Source organism: Pseudoalteromonas sp. 0303 (genome assembly GCF_013349995.1).
Taxonomy (GTDB): domain Bacteria; phylum Pseudomonadota; class Gammaproteobacteria; order Enterobacterales; family Alteromonadaceae; genus Pseudoalteromonas.
In genome coordinates, this window is record NZ_JABVXF010000001.1 from 73,862 (window position 1) to 90,645 (window position 16,784).

At 36.8% G+C, this 16,784-nt stretch carries 13 protein-coding genes and 5 tRNA genes; 15 read left to right on the forward strand and 3 right to left on the reverse strand.

The genetic code is table 11. The features are described from left to right. Nucleotides 1-22 precede the first annotated feature (22 nt). From pal to HUS62_RS00405, 10 genes are all read left to right on the forward strand, one after another. The gene (gene pal, locus HUS62_RS00360) at nt 23-562 is read left to right on the forward strand and encodes a peptidoglycan-associated lipoprotein Pal (protein WP_130051703.1); all 540 of its coding nucleotides are present in this window, start codon (nt 23-25) and stop codon (nt 560-562) included. Between the two features lie 12 nt (nt 563-574). Then, nucleotides 575-1,336: a tol-pal system protein YbgF gene (gene ybgF / locus HUS62_RS00365; RefSeq protein WP_054561292.1), complete on the forward strand. Its 762-nt coding sequence runs from the start codon at nt 575-577 to the stop codon at nt 1,334-1,336. 168 nt (nt 1,337-1,504) lie between these two features. After that, nucleotides 1,505-1,580 (forward strand) — tRNA-Lys (locus HUS62_RS00370). Nucleotides 1,581-1,637: 57 nt separating this feature from the next. After that, nucleotides 1,638-1,713 (forward strand) — tRNA-Lys (locus HUS62_RS00375). A 52-nt stretch (nt 1,714-1,765) separates the two neighbouring features. Beyond that, a tRNA-Lys gene (locus HUS62_RS00380) sits at nt 1,766-1,841 on the forward strand. A 51-nt stretch (nt 1,842-1,892) separates the two neighbouring features. Beyond that, nucleotides 1,893-1,968 (forward strand) — tRNA-Lys (locus tag HUS62_RS00385). Nucleotides 1,969-2,097: 129 nt separating this feature from the next. Then, nucleotides 2,098-3,138, forward strand: a complete 1,041-nt coding sequence (gene nadA / locus HUS62_RS00390) for a quinolinate synthase NadA (protein ID WP_054561293.1) — start codon at nt 2,098-2,100, stop codon at nt 3,136-3,138. Nucleotides 3,139-3,286: 148 nt separating this feature from the next. Then, a tRNA-Ser gene (locus HUS62_RS00395) sits at nt 3,287-3,374 on the forward strand. A 184-nt stretch (nt 3,375-3,558) separates the two neighbouring features. Then, on the forward strand, nt 3,559-4,800 hold the full coding sequence (locus tag HUS62_RS00400) for an integrase domain-containing protein (protein WP_175078178.1): 1,242 nt from the start codon (nt 3,559-3,561) through the stop codon (nt 4,798-4,800). A 68-nt stretch (nt 4,801-4,868) separates the two neighbouring features. Further along, nucleotides 4,869-5,990, forward strand: a complete 1,122-nt coding sequence (locus HUS62_RS00405) for a cysteine desulfurase family protein (RefSeq protein WP_175078179.1) — start codon at nt 4,869-4,871, stop codon at nt 5,988-5,990. A gap of 11 nt (nt 5,991-6,001) precedes the next feature. On the opposite strand, the gene HUS62_RS00410 is transcribed toward HUS62_RS00405, so the two are convergent. The 3 genes from HUS62_RS00410 to HUS62_RS00420 are packed head-to-tail and all read right to left on the reverse strand — an operon-like array spanning nt 6,002 to nt 11,208. Next, nucleotides 6,002-6,898, reverse strand: a complete 897-nt coding sequence (locus HUS62_RS00410) for a phosphoadenosine phosphosulfate reductase family protein (RefSeq protein ID WP_175078180.1) — start codon at nt 6,896-6,898, stop codon at nt 6,002-6,004. After that, nucleotides 6,891-10,280 carry an AAA family ATPase gene (locus HUS62_RS00415; RefSeq protein WP_175078181.1) on the reverse strand — a complete coding sequence of 1,130 codons (3,390 nt, stop codon included), beginning with the start codon at nt 10,278-10,280 and terminating at the stop codon, nt 6,891-6,893. Before HUS62_RS00415 ends, HUS62_RS00410 begins: the two co-directional genes overlap by 8 nt. After that, nucleotides 10,273-11,208, reverse strand: a complete 936-nt coding sequence (locus HUS62_RS00420) for a DUF4007 family protein (RefSeq protein ID WP_175078182.1) — start codon at nt 11,206-11,208, stop codon at nt 10,273-10,275. The genes HUS62_RS00415 and HUS62_RS00420 overlap by 8 nt, the downstream gene beginning before the upstream one ends. Nucleotides 11,209-11,694: 486 nt before the next feature. Between HUS62_RS00420 and HUS62_RS00425 the strand changes: the two genes are divergently transcribed. From HUS62_RS00425 to HUS62_RS00445, 5 genes are read left to right on the forward strand one after another with little or no spacing between them, the layout of a single operon-like run. Continuing rightward, complete coding sequence (locus tag HUS62_RS00425) at nt 11,695-13,875, forward strand: helicase-related protein (RefSeq protein ID WP_175078183.1); 2,181 nt, start codon at nt 11,695-11,697, stop codon at nt 13,873-13,875. Then, complete coding sequence (locus HUS62_RS00430) at nt 13,865-14,065, forward strand: hypothetical protein (protein WP_175078184.1); 201 nt, start codon at nt 13,865-13,867, stop codon at nt 14,063-14,065. The genes HUS62_RS00425 and HUS62_RS00430 overlap by 11 nt, the downstream gene beginning before the upstream one ends. Beyond that, nucleotides 14,059-16,092, forward strand: coding sequence for an AAA family ATPase (locus HUS62_RS00435; protein WP_175078185.1), 2,034 nt, complete (start codon nt 14,059-14,061; stop codon nt 16,090-16,092). Before HUS62_RS00430 ends, HUS62_RS00435 begins: the two co-directional genes overlap by 7 nt. Beyond that, entirely contained in the window at nt 16,085-16,570 is a 486-nt protein-coding gene (locus HUS62_RS00440; protein ID WP_175078186.1) for a hypothetical protein, read from the forward strand. Before HUS62_RS00435 ends, HUS62_RS00440 begins: the two co-directional genes overlap by 8 nt. Nucleotide 16,571: 1 nt before the next feature. Continuing rightward, the gene (locus HUS62_RS00445) at nt 16,572-16,784 is read left to right on the forward strand and encodes an EF-hand domain-containing protein (protein ID WP_175078187.1); all 213 of its coding nucleotides are present in this window, start codon (nt 16,572-16,574) and stop codon (nt 16,782-16,784) included.

Here is a 16,784-nt window from a genome sequence, read left to right on the forward strand (position 1 = left end):
ACTCAATATAGGAATCAATTAAATGCAACTTAATAAAACTTTAAAAGGCCTGCTTATTGCTGTGCCAGTGATGACATTAGCGGCGTGTAGCTCTTCTTCAGGTGTTGACGAAGGTGCTGCAAACCAATCTAACCAAGGTATGGTTGAGCAATCAAACACTGATACTGTTGAAGTTGCAACGCTTACTCCAGAGCAACAAGCTGAAGAAGCACTTCGTGAAAAATACGAAGCGTTACGTCAAGAGCAAATCATTTACTTTGGTTTTGATAACGCAAAAATCCAAAGCAAATATGCTGAGCTTTTACAAGCACACGCTGAGTTCTTAGTACAAAACCCATCAGTTAAAGTACTTATCGAAGGTCACGCTGATGAGCGTGGTACGCCTGAGTACAACATCGCACTAGGTGAGCACCGTGGTCAAGCAGTAGAAAAATACTTACAAAGCTTAGGTGTTTCTGCTAGCCAAATGTCAGTAGTGAGCTATGGTGAAGAGAAGCCAATGGTTAAGTCTCGCACTGAAGAAGCGTTCGCGAAGAACCGTCGCGCAGTATTAGTTTACTAATAAAGAGTCATTATGAAGCCGAAAATTATTTTGGCAGCAATGATCTTAAGCGGGAGCACCCAGTTATGGGCTGCTCCCGCTCCTGTTTCAGAAGCTGCAAGCTCGCAATCGAGCATTGAGAAGCGTTTAGTCGCTTTAGAAAACATGATGAAGTCACGTAATTTATTGCAAGCTGAGCTTCAGCAGCAGCTTAATATTTTACAAGACGAAGTGAGCCAAGTACGTGGTATTACTGAAGAGCAAAGCTATAAGCTTGAAAAAGTATTACAACGTCAGCGTGAGCTTTATCAAGAGATTGAGAACCGTGTAAGCCAAGCTTATAGCCAGCCTGCTGCAACACAAACTCAACCTACTAACACTTATACGGATGTGGGTGCATCACAGGCAATCAGCTCAGACTTATCTGAAAACGAAGCCTATGAGCGTGCTGTAGCGTTAATCATGAAAGATAAACGTTATGAACAAGCAATTCCTGAGTTCCAAACATTCTTAACTACTTACCCTAATTCAGTGTATGCATCTAATGCGCATTATTGGTTAGGTCAGCTGTTAACAATTCAAAACGATCAAGCTGGTGCAACTGAGCACTTTAAAGTTGTTGTTAATGAATACCCTAATTCTAATAAGCGCCCAGATGCGATGTTAAAGTTAGGAAACTTATTAGCGGATCAAGGTTTAGGCGAGCAAGCCCTTAAAACCTTTAATGATTTAATTAATCAGTACCCAAGTACTACCGCTGCTAAATTAGCCACAGAACGTCTGTCGCAAATGTAGATTTGACCTGATTAGACTGCTTTTTGACATAAGCGGTCTAAAATTAGGCAACTAGACATAAAAACTTAAAAAAAGAGATATTTTCTGTTGCACTCAGCATTTAAATAAGTATTATAAGCGCCCGCAGCAGGCGATTGGTAACAACAGCCAAAATGCGGAAAAAAGAGCGGGTCATTAGCTCAGTTGGTAGAGCAGTGGACTTTTAATCCATTGGTCGATGGTTCAAGTCCATCATGACCCACCATTCTCTTAGAATGGCTTTATATCGACGGATTTACGTAGCTTTTATAAGCATTAGAGCGGGTCATTAGCTCAGTTGGTAGAGCAGTGGACTTTTAATCCATTGGTCGATGGTTCAAGTCCATCATGACCCACCATTCTTCGGAATTGAATGGTTTATATCGGCGAGCTTATTACAAGCATCAGAGCGGGTCATTAGCTCAGTTGGTAGAGCAGTGGACTTTTAATCCATTGGTCGATGGTTCGAGTCCATCATGACCCACCATTTTTCGAATGGTCTCATATCGGCGGATTTACGCATCTAAATACTCAGAGCGGGTCATTAGCTCAGTTGGTAGAGCAGTGGACTTTTAATCCATTGGTCGATGGTTCAAGTCCATCATGACCCACCATTGCTGATTTATCTTTTCTTTCTAAGTTATCCTTTATTTATCTTAACAGCTCACAGCAATACTGTTCTTTAGCTTAAGATTCTCGTATAATTCGCGCCATGAATGCACTGTGGACTAAGTGGTCGAGAAATGAGTCTAGCTGAACAAATTATGCCTGAAGATTATATCTTCCCTCCAAAGCCAGCTCCGTTATCAAAAGACGAGCAAGCTGAGTATAAGGCACGTATCAAACAATTATTAAAAGACAAGAACGCGGTTCTTGTTGCCCATTATTACACTGATCCTGAAATTCAAGCACTAGCTGAAGAAACAGGCGGTTGTGTTGCTGACTCGCTAGAAATGGCGCGTTTTGGTGCTAAGCACGACGCAGATGTAATTGTGGTAGCCGGTGTTCGCTTTATGGGCGAAACAGCAAAAATCCTAACGCCAAATAAAACAGTTGTTATGCCAACACTTGCTGCAACTTGTTCATTAGACGTAGGTTGCCCAATTGAAGAATTCTCAGCGTTTTGTGATCAGCACCCTGATCGCAAGGTAGTAGTGTATGCAAATACATCAACCGCTGTTAAGGCGCGTGCAGATTGGATTGTTACTTCTTCATGTGCTCTAGAGATCGTAGAGCACCTTGATGAGCAAGGCGAAAAAATCATTTGGGGTCCAGATAAACACTTAGGTTCTTACATTCAAAAGAACACAGGTGCAGACATGATCATGTGGAATGGCGCCTGTATCGTTCATGACGAGTTTAAAACCAAAGCACTTAAGGATATGAAAGCCTTACACCCAGATGCGGCTGTATTGGTTCACCCAGAGTCTCCTGCGGAGATTGTAGCCTTAGCTGATGCGGTTGGCTCAACAAGCCAACTAATCAAAGCAGCGCAAACTATGGACAACAAAAAGTTCATAGTAGCGACTGACCGTGGCATTTTCTACAAAATGCAGCAGTTATGCCCAGAGAAAGAATTCTTTGAAGCCCCAACAGCGGGTGAAGGCGCAACATGTAAAAGCTGTGCACATTGCCCGTGGATGGCAATGAATGGCTTAAAAGCGATTGAAGAAGCACTGACAGACCCAGAAGGTAAAGAAGTGTTTGTTGATATGGACTTACGCGAAGGCGCATTAAAGTCGCTTAACCGTATGTTAGATTTTTCAGCAACGCTTCAGCGTTAAGAACGAATTGACTATATACAAAAGGCAAGGTGTTTACCTTGCCTTTTTTGTTTGATTACTAATCACTTAACAGCACTATTTTAAAAAGCCCTTGCGTCTGTAGGGTTGTTTTCATACTATAACGCCGCGCTAAACTCAAAGCGCCTTAGGTGACGTGTCCGAGTGGCTGAAGGAGCACGCCTGGAAAGTGTGTATACGGCAACGTATCGAGAGTTCGAATCTCTCCGTCACCGCCATTATTCAATATCAAGACGTCTCATGACGTCTTTTTTATGCCTGCAAAGTAAATTAAATCAATTGTTTGTCATCTTATCGTGTCTTATCCCGTCTCATTGAAGCGCAAAATTTTAGTTGCCCATATGGTATTCCTAATATTTAGTGCCATAATCAGGTATACCAAAACACAAACTTTTGTCGATTATGCCGAAAACAATTAAGCCTTTATCTAACAATGAAGTGAAGAATGCTAAACCTAAAGAAAAAGATTATGTGCTTTCTGATGGAAAGGGTTTGCAGCTAAGAGTTCGTCAAAATGGGTCGAAACAATGGAACTTTAACTACTATCACCCAGTAACTAAAAAACGTATCAATATGGGGTTGGGTACATATCCAGATCTAAGCTTAGTAAATGCGAGAAAGCTTGCTCAAGATGCAAGAGAATTAATCCTGTTCGATATTGACCCAAAAGAGCAGAGAGAAACCGTCCGAAGAGAAAAGTTAGCTCAAGAGGAACTTACTTTAGAAAAAGTTGCTAATGAGTGGTTTGAGTTTTCGAGTAAAGGTTTGTCTAAAAATTATTGCGATGATATGTGGCGATCTTTAGGCAATCATATCTTTCCTAAGTTAGGAAAGCATCCAATTGGAAAGTTGACAGCACCACTTGTTAGTAGCGTATTAGACCCACTTGCCAAGGATGATAGATTAGAAACTGTTAAACGTCTTTGCGAAAGGCTCAATAGGGTAATGGTTTTTGCGATGAACAAAAACTACATTACAGTTAACCCTATAGCGGGGATTAAAGCTAACTACAGTTCACCAAAAAGAGTTCATATGCCCACTCTTAAACCAGATGAATTACCAGAGCTTATGCAAACACTGGCAAATGCCAGTATCAAGCACATAACTCGATTTCTAATAGAGTGGCAACTTCACACCCTCACTCGACCAGGAGAGGCTGCAGGGACTCGCTGGGATGAAATTGATGTAGATAAAAAAGAATGGACCATTCCTGCGAGTCGCATGAAGATGAGAAAAGAACATGTGATCCCACTATCTAAACAAGCCCTACAGCTATTAGAAGCAATTAAACCCCTATCAGGCCATAGAGAGTTTGTATTTCCATCAGACCGAGATCCTAAAAAGCATATTAATAATGAATCAGCAAATGTTGCATTAAGGCGAATGGGGTTTCAAGGACGTTTAGTTAGTCATGGCATTCGGTCCCTAGGAAGCACGACACTGAATGAAAAGGGATTTAACCCAGATGTGATTGAAGCAGCCTTAGCCCATGTTGATAAGAACCAAGTAAGGGCAGCATATAATCGAAGCGATTACTATGAAAAGCGCAGAGAGTTAATGAGCTGGTGGAGTGATCATATTGAAGGAGCTTCACAAGGATCAGTTTCTATTCTGAGTATAAATAAAAAGACATTGGTTAGATGATTTAGTAATGAAGTGAACGTATAAATACATTTTATGTTATTCTAAAAACATAGAGTAAGGACTCATAAATGATATACCTAGATTCAGCCGCATCTTACCCACTTCTTTCTGAAGTTAAAGAATCACTAATGCACGCATTTGAAAACTGTTATGCGAATTCTGCCTCTAGTCACTTTTTAGGTGAATCTGCCTTAGCCAAGGTCAATGATGTAAGAGAGCTGCTAGCTGATGAAATAGGGGCTTTTCCAAGTGAAATAGTTTTCACCAGTGGTGCAACAGAATCAAACAATATAGCTTTTAAAAGTTTATTGCTTGGTGATGAAAACCTAAAAACTAAAAAACACATTGTGATTTCATCAATTGAGCACAAATGTATTTTTGCAATCTGCGATTACTTCCAAAAACTAGGTTATGACATTTCACTTGTCAAACCAAATGCTAATGGGGTGATCACAGCTGAAAATGTTAAAGCAGTAATAAAAGAAGATACAGCTCTTGTATCTATAATGCATGTGAATAATGAACTTGGCACAATTAATCCTATAGCTGAAATCGGTGAGCTTTGCTTTTCAAAAGGTATCATCTTTCACTCAGATGCAGCTCAAAGTTTCTGCAAAACAGATATTGACGTTGATGAGATGAATATTGATGTAATGTCATTTTCTGCACATAAGGTTGGTGGACCAAAAGGGATTGGTGCTGTTTATATTCGTGACCTCAGAAAACGTAATCTTCTACCTGTTATACATGGCGCAGGTCAAGAGGATGGGTTAAGAGGTGGAACTGTTGCAGCACCATTAATAATTGGTTTTGGTAAAGCAATCGAAGTGTTTCCACAAGCGTATAGCAATTTTGAAAATAATACCCTTAAATCTTACTTCTTAAAAAAATTAGAAGAAGATGAAATCGAATATCTCATAAACGGGCAAGGTAATATTTTACCTCACATACTTTCATTATCTCTTCCGAAAACTAATGTAGGTGTACTGGTTCGTGATAATGAGAATTCTATTTGTCTTGCTCAAGGGTCTGCATGCTCTTCAAAAGAGATAGAAGCTTCACATGTTTTAACGGCATTAGGGTTAACTCGAGAGCAAGCTGAGCATACCTTTAGAATCAGTTTCACTCATGAAATCACAACAAATAATATTGATTTCTTAATCACTGCGATAAAAAAAGCGGCTTATTGAGCCGCTTCCTATTATTTATAACAAGTTACACAGGCTCCACCGCCTTCAGCTTCATCATAAATATCATCAAGTTCATTAAACTCGCAATAACCTTCAAAATCACCTAGCAAAGCATTTCGGCGCTTCTTTTTGTTGAAACGAGCTACTTTTTTCTCATGATTTTCAATAATGCGCTTTTGAACAGCAGGATCTTCTAAAGTCTCTAAAGGTTGACCTTGGCCCATCCAATAAAAGCGCTCGCCAACAGTAGTATTTTCATCATCACCTTTTTCAAATGCTTTTGCTTCTTCAAAAAGATCAGGGTGCTTTTCCATTAGCTTAACCCATTCAATTTTCCTTTGATAAAAACAAAAAGTACATCCTGAGCGAGAGCGCCACTTGTAATATTCAGGTAGTTCTAAACCATTACGTTGTAATATATTTTCGATATCACTACGAACAATGCCATGCTCTCTAAATGGGAATACTGACTCTATAGGCTTCTCTATAGTCATGTAACCCGTACGTTCAGGTTCATCAGCACGAATACCCACATAATTCTTTATTTTGTATCCATCTTTGATGAAACCATCTAACCATTGCTCAAATGGTTTTAGTTTCATTTGTACGGTACACCAGCGGTCTCTTTGTGAAGGTAAGTAGTTACCATGCTCTTTTAATAAGTGGGCAAAATCTTTTTCGCCACGACCTTCAATATTATTTAATGAACGAGCATTTAACCTATGTATATAACCTAACTTCTCTTCTAGTTGGTCTATAAATTCATTGGTTTCAGGCAATTCATACCCTGTATCTGTAAAAAAGTATTCTACATCTAATTCAGGGTATGTTTCCTTTACAAACAGCGCCAAAGCACTACTATCTTTGCCGCCAGAAAGCCCAAGTACGTGTTTAACTTTTTCAGTCATCAGCTACCTCTGACTCACTTTGTTCCATCAAGTTCGTTAACAAACTCGTTAATGCTGCAAGCTGTTTCTCTTTCGACATATTAACAATCGTAGTTTGAATATTTTCAACAGCAGCTGTTACGTCTTTATCTTGCTCTAAATTATGCTTAATAAATCCACCAAATTCTTGATGATTACCTTCACTATCGGTGGTAATAAATGCTAATGGCTTAGAATTCCCTTGAGTTTGAATATTTCCAAAAGACTCAATTCTTCTAAACTGAACACATAAATTTTGTAATTCATCAAGGCCATTACGTAAATGCTTATCGGTCCAATTTCGTTCTGGTGTGCCTGCGGCTAAATTAATAATAAATTCAAATTTTGTTTTACCATCAATGTGCTGTGAAATACGCTTTGCAAGCTCTTTTACGTTGGGTCGTTTAGCAATTTTTTCAACAAAGTCACAACGCTCCTTTAGAGTTTGATTAAAGTCTTCACCTAGCATTTGAACAATAATTTGCTTAAAACCACTTAGTAAAATATCGTGCTGAGCACTTAAATCTTCAATAGCAGTTTTTAAATAATTACCAAGCTTATCTTCAAGGGCAGGATCATCTTTCCTAAATCCAAAGACTGCAGGTAAATCATCCAAAATTAGTTTGTAAGGATCGTTTGCTGCAATAACTTTATTTCTAAAATCACGAGCTTGCTTTGTTAAACCATTGCCTTTATCACCAGTAAAACTTTCGCCACTGGTTTTTTTAACCCATGCAGGTAGCTTATGAACAATCCCTACAATATGTTTAGCTATATTTAAAATAGCAGCATCATTTTTAGCGTCACCCAGTGTCGCCTGAGCTAAATTGTCTAGTAAGTGACTTTGTATTTCAGATATCTCGAAATAACGAACCCCTGCCTCATTTGGGTGTTTATAAATTTTGTTTACTAGCTCTTCATCAAGTTCAGGAATAAAAATGAACTGGTTTGTCGAGTCCCAATCGTAAAATGCAACTTGCCCTTCGAGAGACTTTAACAAAGCTAAACCATAAATACGGCATAAACCTGCGGTTAAACCAAAAGGAGGGCGCATCCAAAAATCATAAAGTTCAGCTAGTGTTACTTGTTTATTTTTTGAGTTTTCTTTTATATAGCTAAAACCACTTTTGAATAGTTCATACATTTCTGGGTTTGCTTTTTGAGACTCTTCACTCCACTCACTCGGAAACAAAAAGCCTTCTGACGTTTCGCAGTGCCAACCTTTGCTTTTTAGACAAGAAAGATAAAGGCCTTTTTCTGGTGGAAATGCTTTTTCATCAAAACCGAGGTCCTTTTCATCACCTTGTTCAAACATAGCATTCATTAACTTTCGGATAGCGCTATTTGCACTACCAGAGGGCTTAGAGCGGTTAACTAACTCGTTTATCACCACAGGTGACATGTTAAACAATTCATTTGCAATTTTTGAGGCGATAGAAGTTAAAGGCGCTGCTTGTAGCTTTTTACCACAATGAAACCAATCTGCATTTTTATAAACATATTGCAGCTCATGATCTACATTTGCTTGTGCAAATTTAATCCGGTTCTCAAGTTCATTTTTAGCAATGAGATCATGAGATATCTTCTTTTCATCTTTGAGTATTTGTTTTAAAGCAATTAATTCAATAGCTGCATTTTTTAAATTTGAAAAGTCTTCAAACTTACCAACAATACTAAAAGGCATCGCCTCTTCATGCGGCCTAAGTGCTTTAGCAATATCGTCATTCACACATAAAACAAACGTAGCGAAAGCTTCACCCGTTTTAGGTGGGGTCACAAATGGCTTAATAAGAGCAACATCATATTTGTTTATAAGTTTAGTTGTTGCCCAGCGCATAGTCCCTGTTTTGTGGTAATGAGCTGTTGCTAAAATGTTTTGTGGTATATCACATATTTCAGTCCAATCAACACCATAACTTATTGCTTCAATACGTTCGTTAATTAAGCTGTTAATATCGATATCACTACCTTGAAACACAAACAAAGCATCGTGCTTTTGTCGGTAAATTATAACCGTCCAGGTTTCTAAATCACTCAAAGCTTGCATTATTTCGTTAGCTTCATAACCGCGGCTAACAAAATATTTTTTTATAAACTCGCGTTTGGCGTGTAACTGGTGATGAAAACCAAAAATAGTAAGTAAAGCAATTAGTTTAGTAATAGCTGTGTGTAATTCACCGCCTTTTTGTTCGGCTCTATAAATTGCGTCACAGCCTTCTAGCCACGCCTTGCTATCTTGAGAAGTAACAATTAAATGATGTAAGTTATGATGCAAATAGTCCCAATACATTTCAGGACGATATAAGCTTAACTCTTCATTAAGCTCACTATATTCAGATTCTAAAAATTCTCTGAAACCATATTTTTCGTGTGATGCTAAAAAGCCAAATAAACTTCGTTCATTTTGTGAAAAGCGACGACGAGATACAGGGCCTAGTAATAAGCTAACAATAGGATCTAAAGGTAGTGTGTTGCTTAAAGCATCAACATTTTTGTTTTGATTCGTAAATACAGAGCTTACGATATCAACTAAACTTTCATATTTAGATTCGAGAGCATTAACAACTTTAGGTGCTCTAAAAATTGAGTCGCCAACAAGCACTAATGACTCATCAATAGAAGGATTAAAACTTAAATCTCTGTAACGGCCTTGAACCTTGCTCCACTCTTTCTGTGTTTTTACATCTTTATTTTTAGCGTAATCAGAGAATGCTTGGTGTAAAAAGCCAACCAGTAATACCGGACGCTTAGCTTGTTGAACAATATCAGCAAGTGACTGGAATAAATGCAAATCTTTATTTGCGCGTGATTGATAGTCTAGAGCTTTACCCATTTCATCGAGTAAAATTAAAACGCCGTCTTCGCTTTCAGTTTGTTTTTGTAGAAGTGACTTTATCTGTGCTAAGCATTGATCATCATCAAGAGCATGTATATCTTGTGCATCAAATTCAACGTCAAACGCTCTCAACAAGCTTATTAAAATACTATTTGCAGGTGCCTCTAGGCCACATACATGCTTAATGGTCTTCCAACCATTAGTAATTTTAAACCTATTATCAAATTCAGTTATTACTTTTTGAGAGCTATTTAACTTGCTCAGTGCGTACTCTCGTTGTTCAGAGTCAGCCGACAATAAGCACGATAAAAATAGAGCTACAGTCGATTTACCTGAACCATAAGGGCCAGTGATTGTATACGCTCTTTGGGTACTTCCCTCGAATTCACGGCTAATAGTATCAAGAACATTAATTGCTGTGCCATGTACAATAAAATCGTCTATAAAAGGTTTTAAATTAGCACTATCAACATCAATGCGAGTGGAGCTTTTATATCGTTGGTTAATTGCAATAAGAGATTCAGACATTGTATTTGCCGTAATAGTCATTTAAGTAATTGATAGTGTTTGTTTTTACTGAGTCAGATATATTAACTTGTCTTAGCCCTAAAGAGTCCACCCATGAAATATTTTTGTTAGTATATTCTTGAGCCTCATCAAGCTTTTGCCCTAAACCTGATTCTGACAACCTGAATATTCGTCCAGGCGAACAAGGTTTAGTAAGTAACGAATCAAAATCGATAGTGCTCACTTTTGATTCAGTCGTTTCTACTTTAAAAAATTCCAGTAGAGCATAAATGAATATTTCAATAGGTAGCTCAGGCCTTTCAGTCAAGTTGCTAACATAAAAAGAACGGCCGTTATCTTGTACTAAATTGAGCTCAGCTAGAGGGGAAGTAAAATGATCTTCATCCACTTTTTTCGTAGTTGTTTTAACTTTTTTACTATACATATTCAAAAAGCAATCCATGTCTTTTTTGATAGTCGTAATATTACCAATTTCGCTTTTAACTAAGCGTTTTGCATCTTCATAACAATCATCAATCAGTTTTGATTTTTCAAAGTGCTGAACATTAGAGTAATTAAAAAAGTAGCGATAAGCTGTTAAATGTTCATCATTAAAGCTTAACCAAAAGTGCAGCAACCATATAGAACCCGGTAATTCTAAATAAGGGTCTTTACCGTTTTCGCCAAACAAATAAAGCCCCTTATTCTCTGTAACATTATGCAGGGTTTTATTATTTTTTCTAATGCTTTCAATAATGCCGCTCGACTCAGCCCAATACTGAATAGCTTTAACCATATTTTTACCAACGCCAAGCTCCACAATAGAATGACGAATGCTATCTTCGTCGGAACTTGAGAAATTACCATTTGAATTCAAATGATTAACCGCTTTGAATAGCCATCCATAGCGCAGAGGAAAAGTATCGTGACCTGTAAACTTAGCTTTCATAGCTTTTGAGTGCCTCTGGAGAGATTGTCCAAGCAAAGATATTAACGTGAATTAAGATTAAGAGAAAGGCTTCTGGGCAATTAATCGATAAAAAACTGTACCTTTATACAGCTGTATTTAATTTATCCTATTTCCCTTGTAGATATAAGGGGTTTATTGTAAAGTTTTGAATGTAAAGTTAAATATCCGCATGTTTTAGCTTTGCTTTGTACTTGTAAGCTGCAAGGAAATAGAAGCTAACATATTGATTTATATTAAAGGACTAAATATGCTCGCTAGAATTTTATCAAACTTTTCAGAAGATGAGCTGCTCAGTTTTCTCCCCAAAAGCTCAATAGACTTCGCACTTCAACTTGATGCAAATGATAATCAGATATCAGAAAGCAACTCGGGTTATAAAAACAACCTTACCAATCTAGTCGCGAGTGTTAATCAGCCCGGCTTTATCCTTTTCAGAAAAATCTTAGTAAGCAAGTAGAGTACTGAATGTCTAGTTTAAAGAACTTTGTTTTAAAACATGTTTATAGAACAGGTGATGATGATTTGTTTCATGATTTCTACAAACCTGTTTTATCAAAGGCCGTAAAATATGATAGGGCAGTAGGTTATTTTTCTTCTTCTATTTTAGCGGCAAACTTAAGCGGGTTAGCTTCCATAATTCATTCAAATGGAACCATGAGACTGATCATAGGTCATCCTTTAGAACGTGAAGAATTTGAAGCAATTCGTTATGCCGTTACTTCACCTGTAGAATTATCACAACAATACTCCGCAACTTTACTAAAGTGGATTCAGTCAGATAAAGATGTTTCATCGAAAAGATTAGAGTTGTTATCCATCTTGATTGCTTCAGGCCGGCTTGAAATAAAATTCGCTTTCAGAAGAGCCGGTATGTACCACGAAAAAATTGGCATCATTTATGACTCTCATGGAGATGCTGTCGTTTTTCAAGGCTCTGCTAATGAAACACCGTCAGGAATGTTTGAGCATCTAAATGCTGAATCAATAAGCGTTTATAAAAGTTGGGAGCCAGAGCTTTTTGAAGCATATGGTAAGGTCTACCAAGATGGATTTGAGAAACTTTGGAATAGCGAGCAGAAAAATACTTTTGTAGTAGACATTGGTTCTGATTTTTATTCTGCAGTTTCTAAATACGTAGAAAGCTCCCCTAAGCTTCAAGCGTTATCATTGTTTGATATTGAAGGAATTGAAGAACAAATAGCACAATATGAAGCAGAGCAATCAAATATAACTTCTAAAAGCACTCCCCATGTCCCTGATTTTTTAAATGGTAATAAATTTAATATCAAAAACCATCAAACAGCGGCGTTAAAAAAATGGAGAGCTAATGGTTATAAAGGAATTCTCAAATTAGCTACTGGTTCTGGTAAAACCATCACATCAATATATGGTGCGGTCAAAGTTTATGAAACTTTAAAAAATCAAAATAGAGGTTTGTGTCTAGTCATTGCTGTTCCTTACATAGAGCTTGCAAGTCAGTGGTGTGAAAACTTGTTGGATTTTGGAATTAGCTCTCATAAGTGTTACAACTCGAAAAATAGCTGGTTACCAAACGTTAAGGAGTCTATCTCGACATTTAATGCAGGTATAAAAGATTTTGTTTGTTTGGTTGTGGTAAATAGAACTCTGGTTTCAAATGATTTTCAACAGGTTTTAACTTCGGTAAACCCTAAAAGCATTATGTTTGTTGGCGATGAGTGCCATAACCACGGTTCTAATAAGATAAATAGCTTATTACCCCTATCAGATTTTAGAATGGGACTGTCTGCAACTCCTTTCAGGAGTGACGATGATGAAATTGATTCTATGTTTCCTAACATCTCTAGAGATAACTTGCTCTCATATTACGGTGACATAGTCGCTGACTATGGACTTGGTGATGCAATTCATGACGAAATTTTAACACCTTATGATTATCATTTGGTGCCTGTTTATCTTAACGATGAAGAGCAAGAATCTTTTGAAGAATTATCGGAAAAGATTTCTTCAATTGTCACTAAATCTGGTGGCCACCTAAGTAAAGATGACAAAGAAAAATTAACTATTTTTTGTGGTCAACGAAGTAGATTACTGGGTTCGGCTTCTGACAAGTTAAAAAAGTTGGATGAACTAAGCTCTTTGATTCCTGAATCAATGCGAAACTTAACTTTGTTTTATGCAGGTGAAGGGAAGCCTTTTCAACAAGATGAAGATTTAAATGATTGCAAAGTAATAGATCAAGTTTCTGACGTACTTTATAAGAACGGATGGAAGACTTCTCAATTTACTAGCGCTATAAATAGTGCTGAACGTAAAAACGTAATGGAAGCATTTAAAGAGAAAGCTATTAACGCTTTAGTAGCTATGAAAGTTTTAGATGAAGGTATAGATGTTCCCGCATGTCAAACTGCTGTAATACTCTCTAGCACAAGAAATCCTCGTCAATATGTTCAACGAAGAGGTAGGGTATTAAGACGATTCCCTAACAAAAGAAAAGCAATTATTTACGACTTTATAGTATTGCCAAATTCTGACTTTGAGCAACCAGCTTCAAAAAAACTAATATCTGCTGAAATGGAAAGAGTGAATGATTTTCTGTTTTTAGCTGACAATAAACTGCAAGTTGAGAATCAATTAGAACAATTAGGATTGTATTATGACATCTAAATCTGAATTAGAAAGAATGTTTCAAGAAGCTGCTGAGGAAGTAGAAAAACCTTCACCTCTAAAGCAATTAACATCATCAATAATAAATGTTGAAAGAAAACATGTTTATGGGGAAGCAAGTTCAAGCAATCGGCTGAAACTGATACGTGAACTTGTAGAAAATGCAAGGAAAAAAGGTGATATATGCTAATTAGGAAAATAGTACTAACAAATTTCCGTCAATTCTATGGTGAACAAACTATTCATTTTTCTACTAACGAAGATAAAAATGTCACTCTAATACACGCAGAGAATGGAGTAGGTAAAACAGCCCTGTTAAACGCAATTTTATGGTGTTTTTTCAAGAGTTTTACCCCTAACTTCAAAGATCCAAGAAATTTATTAAATAATGCAGCTAAAGCTGAAGGTTTGCAAAATTATAAAGTTGAAATTGAGTTTGAAGAAGATGGAAGAAATTATTCAGTTCAAAGAGGTTACGGCCCTGTAACGCAAGATACCTTTAGAGTTTTCATAATTAAAGCTGGAGACTTTAAAGAAGTTACTAATCCTGACATATTCATAAATTCGGTTATACCTAAAGATATGGCTAATTACTTCTTTTTCCAGGGAGAAGGAGTTGGCTCTTTTACAAGTAAACATGGCGGTAAAGAAATAAAAGAAGCTATTCAAAAGATTCTCGGTTTCACCGTAGCAAAAAACGCTTTAGCAGATGTTCAGAAAATTAAGAAAGAGTATAGTACTTCTCTTCAAAGAGCAGACAAAGATGGTGAAATATCTAAAATACAAAGGGAAATAGATCAGCTTGAAGCAGATTTACAACATGATAATAAGCGACTTGAAGAAAAAAACGAATCTGTCGAACGTTATATTTCTAAGATTCAAAACATTGATTCTCAGCTAGCCTCTTCAAATAGTGAATTCATTAAAGCAAAGCATACAGAAAGAGCTGAGGCAGAACGAGATCTAAAAGATGCACAAAACCATCTTTCTCGATTCGAAAATAATAGAGTTGGCTTGATTAAAAAATACGCAGCCAATGTGTTTGCCCATGAAATATCTTTTGAGGTTTTAGATTTTATCGATGAAGATGAGTTTAAATCTACTATACCTTCTCCGTATAACGAAAATCTCGTTTATAAGATTTTAGAAGAAACACAATGTATCTGTGGTGCTGATATTTCAGTTGGTAGTGAAGCATACAACAGAATTCAAGATTTATTAAAGTCAGCAGCAGACCCGCAACAAGAAAGCAGAGTAACAAAAGCTCAAGCTGAATTACGAAGTATTAAGAAAATTTCTTCACAGGCTAAAGAAGACTTTGAGTTTAATTTGAAAGGTATTTCTTCTAGCCGAGATAATGTCAGCAAATTTGAAGAAAGATTGAAAAACATCTCCATTGAAATTCAAGGTGCAAAAGATATTGGAGATATCAGAGAGCTTGAAAAGCGTAGAAGTCAATTTCAAGCTCGTTTAGGTGATGACAACAGATCTATAGGTAATTTAGAGAGAAAAGTGAAAGAAAGTGCATCTACACTTGAGAAGAAAAGAAGTGAAATACTAAGGCTAAAATCTAGCTCTTTAGAAGTTAATAAATATCGAGAATTGGAAGATATCGCTCAAAAAGTTCAGTCAACAATTGAGAGTACATTAGCCTCAACTCAGAAGAATGTTGAATTAAAGATCATGGAGAAGGTAAACTCATTTCTAAGGCAGTTTGTACGTCAAGATTACCGAGCAAAAATGGATAAAAACTCTTTTGATATAAGGCTATTTGACCGCAATGATGTACAAGTAGCTGAAAGTGATGGACAAGGACTACTTTTAAGTTTGACATTTATTTCTTCTCTAATTGAACTTGCAAGAGAAAGGAAAAATGCCTCTGGTGAAATATTAACACCGGGAGCGATCGCGCCTTTTATAATTGATGCACCTTTTGGTGTGCTTGATAACAAATACAAAGGAAATGTCGCCAAAGCTATCCCTCAGTCTGTAGGTCAGGTTGTTTTTTTCCTGTCCTCTAGCCATTGGCAAGGTACAGTTGAAGATAATATTAGGGATAAGGTTGGCATGGAATATAACCTTGTTTTAGAGGTTGAAGCTGATCAAGATACTAAAACTAAGGATGAAATTACAATTCAAGGAACGAAATATCCAACGGTTAAATATAACTGTCCAGTTGATCGCACTGCAATAGAAAAGGTAGGTGCTTATGTCTAGATTAGATGATAGGAAATGGTTAGGGGTCAATGTAAATAGAGATAGAAAGCATGAGCCTATAGTTGAAAAATTAACTCAGGGTGATCATGTAATTTTCAGTCATAATAAAGATTTAATGGTATTTGCAGCTATGGTTGGTTACTCTCAAAATAAGTTTGAGCCTGTAGGCTCTGACAAAATCCAAATCACGCTTGGCACTTATGCAAATACTCAACAAGATACCTATATATATTTACTAGCACTTTTAAAAACTAAAGATGCTACATGTTTAAAGAATGAAAACCTTAATGAAGCAGTAAAAGTATTTGAAGGTTATTGCAACGCAGGCTTATCAATTATTCAAAGCTGGATGGATGAAAACCCCGGTGACCCTACTGGTGTAGACACTCTGGAAAAGAAAATTGTAGAACAAGCGTTAAGAAATGAGCAACGATCTCAACAAAATTTTAACAATGATAATTTAGAAGTGGATTTTTAATATGGATAAATTAGAAGAGCTATTTGAGTTTTTTGATAAAAATTCCGATGGTTATATTTCAAAGATGGAATTAATTGAACTTGTAGAGGTTTTGCTTAATGAAAAAGGATTAGGTAAAAGTTCTCATATTTTAAAAGAGTTCGACTTCAATCATGATAGCAAAATTGATTTTGATGAGTTTACTGCTTTTGCTAAGATGCACCTTATAAAATAA

Excerpts from the sequence above, each read along its gene's own strand:
- pal (WP_130051703.1), top strand. The coding sequence starts at position 23 with ATGCAACTTAATAAAACTTTAAAAGGCCTGCTTATTGCTGTGCCAGTG.
- ybgF (WP_054561292.1), top strand. The coding sequence starts at position 575 with ATGAAGCCGAAAATTATTTTGGCAGCAATGATCTTAAGCGGGAGCACC.
- nadA (WP_054561293.1), top strand. The coding sequence starts at position 2,098 with ATGAGTCTAGCTGAACAAATTATGCCTGAAGATTATATCTTCCCTCCA.
- HUS62_RS00400 (WP_175078178.1), top strand. The coding sequence starts at position 3,559 with ATGCCGAAAACAATTAAGCCTTTATCTAACAATGAAGTGAAGAATGCT.
- HUS62_RS00405 (WP_175078179.1), top strand. The coding sequence starts at position 4,869 with ATGATATACCTAGATTCAGCCGCATCTTACCCACTTCTTTCTGAAGTT.
- HUS62_RS00410 (WP_175078180.1), bottom strand. The coding sequence starts at position 6,898 with ATGACTGAAAAAGTTAAACACGTACTTGGGCTTTCTGGCGGCAAAGAT.
- HUS62_RS00415 (WP_175078181.1), bottom strand. The coding sequence starts at position 10,280 with ATGTCTGAATCTCTTATTGCAATTAACCAACGATATAAAAGCTCCACT.
- HUS62_RS00420 (WP_175078182.1), bottom strand. The coding sequence starts at position 11,208 with ATGAAAGCTAAGTTTACAGGTCACGATACTTTTCCTCTGCGCTATGGA.
- HUS62_RS00425 (WP_175078183.1), top strand. The coding sequence starts at position 11,695 with ATGTCTAGTTTAAAGAACTTTGTTTTAAAACATGTTTATAGAACAGGT.
- HUS62_RS00430 (WP_175078184.1), top strand. The coding sequence starts at position 13,865 with ATGACATCTAAATCTGAATTAGAAAGAATGTTTCAAGAAGCTGCTGAG.
- HUS62_RS00435 (WP_175078185.1), top strand. The coding sequence starts at position 14,059 with ATGCTAATTAGGAAAATAGTACTAACAAATTTCCGTCAATTCTATGGT.
- HUS62_RS00440 (WP_175078186.1), top strand. The coding sequence starts at position 16,085 with ATGTCTAGATTAGATGATAGGAAATGGTTAGGGGTCAATGTAAATAGA.
- HUS62_RS00445 (WP_175078187.1), top strand. The coding sequence starts at position 16,572 with ATGGATAAATTAGAAGAGCTATTTGAGTTTTTTGATAAAAATTCCGAT.